Consider the following 8,337-nt stretch of genomic DNA (forward strand, 5'->3'; position numbering starts at 1 on the left):
GCCTCAGTACTTGATGCAGTGGAGGAGGGCGACGTTGCGCGGGCGGGTTTCGTTGCCACCGGTGGCGCCTACGGTCACGGCGTGGGTGTGGGCACCGTTGGCCAGGACCGAGATGGTGTGCGCGTGGGCGCCTGCGGCGGAGGTTGAGTAAGCGCCGCTCTGGGTGTGGCCTGGGTAGGGGGTGTTGGTGAAGGTGTCGGCCTTGCTGGCACGACCCAGGGTATGGCTGTGCTCGCCCGCAATGTCACAGCTGGCCGTGTGGGCGTGGGCTCCGGCGCTTGCTGCGGTGGCGGTGTGGCCGTGGCTACCGAGCATGGCACCCTGATTGGTGCCGAGCCCCCGGTTGGCATCCAGGCCGCGGGCGTCGTCCCAGGCGCGAATGAATTCGCCGCGTAGGTCCGGCAGGTTGAAGGTGGTTTTTCCATCGCCCACGCCATAGCGGGTGCCGATGGCCGCGAACAATCGCGCGTAGGTGGCGCGACTCACCGCTGCGCCATTGGCCTTGAGCCAGCCGGGCGGTGGCTGGGCTCCGGCAAAAGCGGAGACCTGGCCCGGCGCGCCGGTGAACAGGTGGCTATTACCCTCGTGGACCAGTTCGTAGGCGCGGGCGCCCATGGACCAACCGCCGACCTTGAACTTGTTGTCGATGTCTATCCCGAAGTAGGCGGCGAAGTATCCAGGCCGGTGGAAGCTCATGAAGGCGGCTGCTTCGGCCACCCCACGCACTTCCATACCGGCTGCGCCTGCCGCAACCCCCTGCGCCATGGTACCCGTGGAGTGCCTGGGGTAGAGGGGGCCGGTCAGTTGCCCACCCGCGCGGGGGAAGGCATCGGTGATGCCGTAGCCGCCCAGGGTTGTTGGCTTGCCTGTGATGGCGCCCCACGTATGGCTATGGCCGGCGGCGGCTGCCACTTCAGCAAAATTGCCGGTGTCCAGGACGCGGCTGTAGTCGCTCCACTTTCCGCCGTAGCGATGGCGGTAGACCAGACCGCCCGTGGTGTAGGGGATGAGCAACTGGGTGAGGCTCGTGCCGCCGTACTCGAACACCTGCACGTAGTAGTAGCCGCCCCCAGGGCCATTCTTGTTGGAGCCGTGCATGAGCACATCGTGGCAGCCGGGCGTGGTGATGAGGTCGAAGTCCCCGCCCTCGGGTTTGGCCTCCGCAGCTCGCCGAGTTCGCCAGCCAACAGTGCGGACCAACTCGGGCACGTCGGTGATGCCATAACCAGCCAGTGTGGTGGGGGTGGCACTGATGCTGCCCCAAGGGTGGCTGTGGGGGGACGGAGGAAAAGTACCCGGTTTGCCCGGCAGGTTCAGCCAGTTGAAGGACGATGAAGGCAGGGCATCGGTGATGCCATACCCAGCCAGCGTGGTGGGTTTACCGCTGATGATCTTGGCCCAGGGCAGGCCGGGAACATCAGCAGCGGTGAGGGCGCGACCGCTCGTGGCGAGGCCTTTGGCGTTGATGGTGACCACTGCATAGGTGCCGGACTTGGCGCCGCTGTCGGCAAGCGTCAGGGAGATGGCCACGTCGGTGCTGCCGTCGAATCGAGCCTCGCCGCTGGCGGCACCCTGGAAGAGGATTTTGCGCGCCGTCTCCAGACGGGTGGCCTTGGCGACCACCTGTGCGCCCTTGATGACCTGTTCGATGGCCTGGCGGAGCCATTGGGTGCGGTTGCCCAACTGGCGGGCCTGCCGGTTGGAAATGCCTTCCACGCCCCCGACTACTGGGTCGGTTCGTTCGATCTGATAGATGCCTTCCTCGAAGTCAGGCTGTTCGGGCAGGTGTGCCATTACGCGACTCCATGGGAGTAGGTGTTGTCGTAGCGGTTCTCGCCGTCGTAACGGTGCGAGGCGCGTTCGTAGTTCAGGGCCAGCAGCTCGCAGCGGGCGGGGGCGACCTGGGCGAGCACGCGGCGCACTTCGGCCGCCTGCTGCAGGGTGATGGGTTGCCGGAGCAGCACGCTGTACACGGCCCAGTGCTCGTCCAGGCCGTAGAAATGCAGCTCGTTGTGGGCCTTGCCGCCGTCGTAGTAACCGGCTGCGACGCCTTCGACGATGAGGAATCCATCGGCGCCGAAGATGGCTTCCAGCGCCCGCCGAACAGCCCCGCGAGTGCCTTTGCGGCGATGCACGCGGACGCTGTCGGCGATCACCCGGCGCTTCACGTCTTCACCCCAGTCGGGGTTCCACTCGTCAACCGAGAGCTCCCAGGCCAGGAAGGGCAGCAGCGGGGCCGGACAGGTTGCCGGATTGCGGAGGTGCCGAATTGCTACCGGCAGCTCGCTGAAGTGTCGTTGCCCGTCAGCCAGCCGATGTTCCAGGGCGGAGCTGTTGGGCGGCAGCAGTTCAGACATCGAGGCCTCCGAAGTCGAGCTGGATGTGAGCGCAGTAGGCGGCCTGTTCTTCGTCGATGCGGATGTCGGCCGCGGGCTCGATGAGGTTCACGTTGTGGACGCCTGGCTGGTGCAGGGCGGCGAACAGGCCGGACCTGGTGATGTCGTGCCCCAGGCGGTGGTGTTCGTTCACGTAGGCGCGCACAGCGGCGTCAGCAGCTGCTGTGACCAGCGACAGATCCGGCCCGTTGTAGAAGGTGAGAGTGGCCTTGACCTGGTACTCCACGATTTCTGCGGCGACTACGTCGACCGAGTCGCAGAGGGGGCGCACATCCTCATCGCTGAGATGCGCGTACACCCGCCCCAGAACCGCCTGTGCTGGCAGCCCCTTGCCTTCGGTGCCCAGTACGGTGACGCGAACAACGCCCGCCCGGGGCGTGGTGACGGCAACATCCTTCACCTGCGGCGAAGCACTCAGCGCGTGGAAGCTGTAAGCGCCTCGAGGCCCTGCGGTGCTGAAGCCTTCAAGGGCCAACTGGATGCGCTGGCGGTAGCGCGTGTCTGACTCCCATTCAGCCGGGATAGGGGGCCGCGCTGTTGGGTCGCCCGGGCTGACTTGCAACCGCGTCACATCCAGGAAGGCGCCCAGGTGCTCCAGGTCGTTGCCCTGGGCGAAGGCGAGCATCACGGCGCGGCAGGCATCGTTGATGCGCTGGCGCAGCAGCAGCTCGCGATAGGCGCTCTCCTGCAGGAGCTTGTTGAGCGGGTCGGATTCCAGGGCAAGGCGGGTGGCGATCGCGTCGCGCTCGTGGTCTGGCCATAGGCCGAGCATGTGGGCTTTGCGCTCTTCCAGGATCTGCTCGAAGTCCAGGGCCTCGATCACATCCGGCGGTGGCAGACGGGACAGGTCGATGGGGTTCAGCAGCGTGCTCATGCGATACCCCCAAAGCGCAGAGGCACCTGCATGTTCAGTGGCTCGTTGGTATCTACGCGGGTGCCCTCAACATCCAGCACGGCGCGGCCCTGAGTGCTGCCCTGGGCCAGTTGAACGCGGCTCAGGCACACTCGTGGTTCCCAGCGCATCAGCGCCAGGGCGGTGGCGGCATAGGCGCGCAGGCGAGTGTGGTCGTTGAGTGGCTGATCGATCAGCTCGAAGAGCTGGCTGCCGTATTCGCGGCGCATCACGCGGGAGCCAATCGGCGTGGTGAGGATGTCTTCGATGGACTGGCGCAGGTGACCCAACTCGTCCACGGCGTTGCCGGTGTGCCGGTTCATAGCGGCGGACTCGTGGGCGCGCCGAGGTTGCCCAGGTGCACGTGCTTCAACAGGCTCTTGTTGGCGCCGATCACGTCCACGTTGGCCGTGGCGGTGCCGTCGATCTTCGCATCGCCGGACACCTTGAGCATGCCGTTGACCGTTACATCGCCCTCGATGGTCACGCCACCGGAGGCTTCCAGCACGACAGTGGCGCCGCCCGGCAGGGTGGCGGTGAGGGCACTGCTGCCGTGGTCGTAGTCGATGATGGCGCCGTCTGGGTACTCGCGGCGGTGCAGGTTGGCGTTCTGCTCGGGGGCGGGGTTGGCTTCGCTGTAAATGCCGACCAGCACCAGGGCCTGGGTGGTTTCGCCGCTGGGGCTGAACAGCACGCACTGCTCGCCCACGGTGGGCGGGTTCCAGTCCAGCGTGGTGCCAGCGCGCAGGGCGATCCAGGGCAACCAAGTGGTGAGCAAGCGACCGCTCTTCACCCGACAACGGGCGGCGGCGTGGTCCACCTCGGCAATGGTGCCGAGGCGGATCAGGTTATCGAGGCGGCGGGTGAGTTCGGCGAGGCTGTCCATGCGCCGATGGTGGGGGAGGCTCGCGCGGGGTGCATGGGGTAAGGGTTGTAGAGGCGGTAGCTACAACATCGCGCTAAGGGCGAACCAGACGGAGTATCCCCCCGATACCTCCGTGTATGCCGCAAAAGCTATGACAGCCATACTCCGGCAAAGTCTTCACTGATACCACGTCGGATCCGAACGTCAGTAGGATCCTGCACTCCGAGCTCAGGGCCTTCTGAGCACGGGAAGAAGCTTTTTTGGAGATGCTCTAACCCATGACAAGGAGTGGGCAATGGATCAAGAGATTCGGATTTTCAAATACTTTCCTCCTGCCAGGACTGATGTGCTGAGCACTGGAATAATTTGCTTCTCGTCCCCGCTTAACCTAAACGATCCATTCGAGTTAAAACCCCCCGTACAGCTGTTCGAGTCAGACGGGGAGATGGCCAGTCGGGTCTTTGAGAAACTTGAATTAGAGCTGCTTTCTAATCCGCCTGGGCTTCCGCCAGAGATGGATGGGAAACTGACTCATGAGGAGTACATTGACCTGCTGAAAGATGGCATTCGTCGTAATCTTCCTACTTTTATGAGTCGGCTGGCCCCGGGAATTGAGGAGGGATATGCTCGCTTTTATTCGATTGCAGAGGAAAGGATAGGAATACTTTGTCTGACGGAATCGCCGGATGATCTACTCATGTGGGCGCACTATGCTGCTGCACATACTGGATTTGTTGTTGAGTTCGATCCAAAACATCCCTTCTTCGATCAGAGGCGTAGCAATGTTGATGAGCTTAGGCATCTCCGGCGGGTAGTATATTCCTCTGAGAGGCCTACTTTGACTTTGTCGACCGCCAAGGATCTTAGCGCTCTCTTGACCAAGAGCATTCATTGGGGATACGAGAATGAGTGGAGGATGATGGTCGACCTCAATGATGCGTCAGAAGTAAAGATAATCGGAAGTAATCGGTATCACTTATTCGACTTTCCTAGAGCAAGCATCAGGTCGGTCATTCTTGGTTGTCGAATGGATGACGAAACAAAGATGGAGATCCATCAGGCTCTCAACGGCTTCGATGGCACTCGACCAACGATTCTACAGTGCGAAGTTAATAAGAAGATGTTTAGGTTGGATTTTGGTGAGATTAAAAGCTAGCTAATGATAGTGGCGGATTTATTTTGCTTGCTCTGTCTGGGCGTGAGTTAGAATAAGTATGTCTCTTTTTATGCGACTTCTGTGTGTATTTGAATGTTTGCAAGGAGCAATAATGAATTTTTCAGAAAGTAGATTCCTGTTGGATGTGTGGTCTTATGATAAAGATGGAGTGCAGATCCATCCATACAGAGGTGAGCGGGGGCAGAAAAAAGGTCTATTCAGTGTAAACTTCACCAATGACACAAAAAAATTCGAAGCGCTAACTGAGGAAGAGCTGGTTGAGGCTATCTTAAGCGGAAGATTCAAGGATCGCGGAACAATCCGCATGCTCCCAGTCAATGCTAAACCAGGCGCAGAACGAAATGCGTTCGGACCGTTGTTCTATAAAGGAAGGCGTGTTAAGGATTTTGGTGTGTAGTTGGACGGGAAAATAGCGGGCTAAAGCCGTTTTTGGTTGTATTAATTAAAGCGGAAAGGGGGCGGATTTACCTACTCTAAAGCTATGGGTAGAGTTGGAATGAAGAAAATAAATCTGTCTCCTTTTCTCTTTATTGGAGCATGCACTTTGAGCTTTAAATTGCATATGGACGACTTGGCTGATTTATCAGTGAGTGACGTTATCCGTAGAATTGAAAGTCAATTCAAAATTCCGCTAGGGGAATTAAAGCTCTTTGACTTGCTTGTGGACGAGGAAAGGAACACTGCCATGCGGCATGGTGCCTACATGTTCTTTGATGGCCGAGGGGAATGTATTTATGTTGGAATGTGTTCGTCCAGCCATTTTGCCCACAGAATCGGCGGTCACTTTGGTATGTCGCCAAAGTATGGTATGAACACATTTTTAAAGCGCACAGTAAAGACAATTCTTGGGCTTGAAGATAAATACCCTAGCTATGTTTCAGCATTACCTAGAATGGCTGATTACCGCCTACTACTCATCGGCACCGATAGCAAGAACAAGGGATTCATAAGGCAGCTTGAGAAATTGCTACACATCATTTACCGGCCAAAGCTGAATTTCCCAAAGGGTTTCCCAATAACCTACAAGCCAGTGAACCTAGGTGAGAATTTCGCTTTATCTATTGCTAACCAGTGAGGCGCTCTTGTTTGGTAGTCATTGCAAACGTCCACTTTTTGCCGATTGTGTTGAAAAGTCTCTCTGCGATTTCTGCCTGCGAAAGTCGGTCGATGACGTTGAAATCTGAAGCAGTTCCGCTCCCGATCTGCTTCAGATTTCGCGTAGCAACTCCAAGCTGTGCGTTTTTTGAACGCTTGAAAGTCGGCTCCGGCAAAGACCGCCTTTTTCAACAGAATCGGCCTATAGCTGCCGGACATGAAGGGCGGCTGACGGCCAACGTGCCAAAGGGCTCAGCTGAAATCTACTCAAGCAGGTCGACCTGGAGAAGCCGATTAGAGCAGAAGAAATAAATCTGTCCCCTTTTTCCTGGTCCCCTTTTTCCTGTCCCAAACAGCCATTCTTGGTAATCCAGTCTCTATCACCATGCCAAAGTTCCGTCAGGCGATCTCGGATATTCAGGCATCGATCGTTCCATGAGAAGTGATTTACTGCCATCTAGGTTGTTTTTGAAAACTCGAAAGGCGGAATACCATTCGCCGTTAACTTTTCTCAAGCGAAGATCCTCGAAAAAGGTTCCATTTCTGGCATGAATGAAAAGGTTGAATTTGGCATAATCCAATTTTCCTTCTAGGTCAAATGCAGGGATTCTTTCGAAAATCATCTGACCAGGAGGGAGGGTTGAAATATTGACTCTCACTGAGTTAAAAAATTGAGTATTATGAATCGCCCCGGCTTTCCTAGACACTCTCCAAGCTCTGGAAATAGCGCTTTTCAAACTCCACTGGCGATAGCTGCATAGCGCTGCTGTGCCGGCGTTTGGGGTTATAAAACATCTCGATGTAATCGAACACATCACTCCGAGCTTCTTCGCGGGTGCCGTAGGTCTTCCGTCGGATGCGTTCCCGTTTCAGCAACTGAAAAAAGCTTTCCGCTACCGCGTTGTCGTGGCAGTTGCCGCGTCGGCTCATGCTGCTGATCAGGTTGTTGGCCTTGAGGAAACTCTGCCAATCCGAGCTGCTGAACTGGCTGCCCTGGTCGGAGTGGATCATCACTTCCTGCTTGGGCTTGCGCCGCCAGACCGCCATCAACAGGGCATCGATGGCCAGGTCGCTGCACATCCGTGGCTTCATCGACCAGCCGATCACCTGGCGTGAAAACAGATCCAGCACCACCGCCAAATACAACCAACCCTCATAGGTGCGGATGTAGGTGATGTCGGTGACCCAGACCTTGTTCGGTTCACTGACGTTGAACTGCCGCTCCAGGCGATTGGGCGAAGCTACCGTTGGCCGGCCGCCGTAATAGCCGGGGCGCCGACGATAGCCGGTCTGCGAGCGCAGCCCTTCTCCCCGCATCAGGCGAGCCACGCGGTGCCGGCCACAGGACTCTCCCAGCTCACGCAGGTCGTCGTGAATCTTGCGATAGCCGTAGACCCCACCGCTTTCCAGCCAGGCATGTTTGATCAACCCGAGCAGGCGCTGATCTTCCTTGGCGCGTACGGATTTCGGCTCGGCCAGCCAGGCGTAGTAACCGCTGGGATGCACTTTCAGGGTCTGGCAGAGACGCCGTACCGGGTACTCCACCGACAGCTTGCTGATGAAGGCGTACTTCAGCCGGACTCCTTGGCAAAGTACGCGGCGGCCTTTTTTAGGATGTCTCGCTCTTCGGTCACTCGCTTGAGTTCGGCGCGTAGACGACGCAGTTCGGCCTGCTGATCATCTTCTTGCTGCCGCTGCGCCTGGGGCTTGCCGTAGCGCTTGATCCAGGCATACAGGCTGTGCACCGACATGCCTAACCGCGCTGCCACCTCGGCTACGGGGAGGCCGCGCTCGGTCACTTGCTTGACCGCTTCGATTTTGAATTCTTCGGGGTAACGCTGGTTGCTCATGGCACCTCCTAACGGGCCTCATTATGAGGCTTGGAGGTGTCTACGAAACTAGGGGCGATTCA

General features: G+C 58.3%; 9 protein-coding genes. 3 read left to right on the forward strand and 6 right to left on the reverse strand.

What is annotated here, in order from left to right; translation table 11 throughout:
- Nucleotides 1–3: 3 nt before the first annotated feature.
- Genes E8F06_RS06700 through E8F06_RS06720 form a run of 5 tightly spaced genes read right to left on the reverse strand, consistent with a single transcriptional unit; the run spans nt 4 to nt 4,174 of the window.
- Complete coding sequence (locus E8F06_RS06700; RefSeq protein WP_280365456.1) at nt 4–1,794, reverse strand: tail fiber protein; 1,791 nt, start codon at nt 1,792–1,794, stop codon at nt 4–6.
- A complete protein-coding gene (locus tag E8F06_RS06705) occupies nt 1,794–2,357 on the reverse strand; it encodes a phage tail protein I (protein WP_280365458.1) in 564 nt (187 codons plus the stop codon). Before E8F06_RS06705 ends, E8F06_RS06700 begins: the two co-directional genes overlap by 1 nt.
- Nucleotides 2,350–3,270, reverse strand: a complete 921-nt coding sequence (locus E8F06_RS06710; protein WP_280365460.1) for a baseplate J/gp47 family protein — start codon at nt 3,268–3,270, stop codon at nt 2,350–2,352. The genes E8F06_RS06705 and E8F06_RS06710 overlap by 8 nt, the downstream gene beginning before the upstream one ends.
- Nucleotides 3,267–3,611 carry a GPW/gp25 family protein gene (locus E8F06_RS06715; RefSeq protein ID WP_280365463.1) on the reverse strand — a complete coding sequence of 115 codons (345 nt, stop codon included), beginning with the start codon at nt 3,609–3,611 and terminating at the stop codon, nt 3,267–3,269. The genes E8F06_RS06710 and E8F06_RS06715 overlap by 4 nt, the downstream gene beginning before the upstream one ends.
- Nucleotides 3,608–4,174 (reverse strand): phage baseplate assembly protein V, encoded by a 567-nt coding sequence (locus E8F06_RS06720; RefSeq protein ID WP_280365464.1) that lies wholly within the window; start codon nt 4,172–4,174, stop codon nt 3,608–3,610. The genes E8F06_RS06715 and E8F06_RS06720 overlap by 4 nt, the downstream gene beginning before the upstream one ends.
- Nucleotides 4,175–4,448: 274 nt before the next feature.
- Between E8F06_RS06720 and E8F06_RS06725 the strand changes: the two genes are divergently transcribed.
- The 3 genes from E8F06_RS06725 (at nt 4,449) to E8F06_RS06735 (ending at nt 6,405) form a co-directional block, all read left to right on the forward strand.
- Nucleotides 4,449–5,309, forward strand: coding sequence for a DUF2971 domain-containing protein (locus E8F06_RS06725; RefSeq protein WP_280365467.1), 861 nt, complete (start codon nt 4,449–4,451; stop codon nt 5,307–5,309).
- A 112-nt stretch (nt 5,310–5,421) separates the two neighbouring features.
- The gene (locus E8F06_RS06730) at nt 5,422–5,727 is read left to right on the forward strand and encodes a hypothetical protein (protein WP_280365469.1); all 306 of its coding nucleotides are present in this window, start codon (nt 5,422–5,424) and stop codon (nt 5,725–5,727) included.
- A gap of 99 nt (nt 5,728–5,826) precedes the next feature.
- Nucleotides 5,827–6,405 carry a hypothetical protein gene (locus E8F06_RS06735; protein ID WP_280365471.1) on the forward strand — a complete coding sequence of 193 codons (579 nt, stop codon included), beginning with the start codon at nt 5,827–5,829 and terminating at the stop codon, nt 6,403–6,405.
- A 719-nt stretch (nt 6,406–7,124) separates the two neighbouring features.
- Here E8F06_RS06735 and E8F06_RS06740 read toward each other — a convergent pair.
- Nucleotides 7,125–8,275, reverse strand: a protein-coding gene (locus tag E8F06_RS06740; protein ID WP_280363247.1) for an IS3 family transposase whose coding sequence is annotated in 2 segments (ribosomal slippage) — nt 7,125–8,032 and nt 8,032–8,275 — 1,152 coding nt in all. Because the reading frame shifts where the segments join, the coding sequence is not laid out codon by codon here.
- Nucleotides 8,276–8,337 lie beyond the last annotated feature (62 nt).

This window comes from Pseudomonas sp. BN411, assembly GCF_029871235.1.
GTDB lineage: Bacteria > Pseudomonadota > Gammaproteobacteria > Pseudomonadales > Pseudomonadaceae > Metapseudomonas.

Excerpts from the sequence above, each read along its gene's own strand:
- E8F06_RS06700 (WP_280365456.1), bottom strand. The coding sequence starts at position 1,794 with ATGGCACACCTGCCCGAACAGCCTGACTTCGAGGAAGGCATCTATCAG.
- E8F06_RS06705 (WP_280365458.1), bottom strand. The coding sequence starts at position 2,357 with ATGTCTGAACTGCTGCCGCCCAACAGCTCCGCCCTGGAACATCGGCTG.
- E8F06_RS06710 (WP_280365460.1), bottom strand. The coding sequence starts at position 3,270 with ATGAGCACGCTGCTGAACCCCATCGACCTGTCCCGTCTGCCACCGCCG.
- E8F06_RS06715 (WP_280365463.1), bottom strand. The coding sequence starts at position 3,611 with ATGAACCGGCACACCGGCAACGCCGTGGACGAGTTGGGTCACCTGCGC.
- E8F06_RS06720 (WP_280365464.1), bottom strand. The coding sequence starts at position 4,174 with ATGGACAGCCTCGCCGAACTCACCCGCCGCCTCGATAACCTGATCCGC.
- E8F06_RS06725 (WP_280365467.1), top strand. The coding sequence starts at position 4,449 with ATGGATCAAGAGATTCGGATTTTCAAATACTTTCCTCCTGCCAGGACT.
- E8F06_RS06730 (WP_280365469.1), top strand. The coding sequence starts at position 5,422 with ATGAATTTTTCAGAAAGTAGATTCCTGTTGGATGTGTGGTCTTATGAT.
- E8F06_RS06735 (WP_280365471.1), top strand. The coding sequence starts at position 5,827 with ATGAAGAAAATAAATCTGTCTCCTTTTCTCTTTATTGGAGCATGCACT.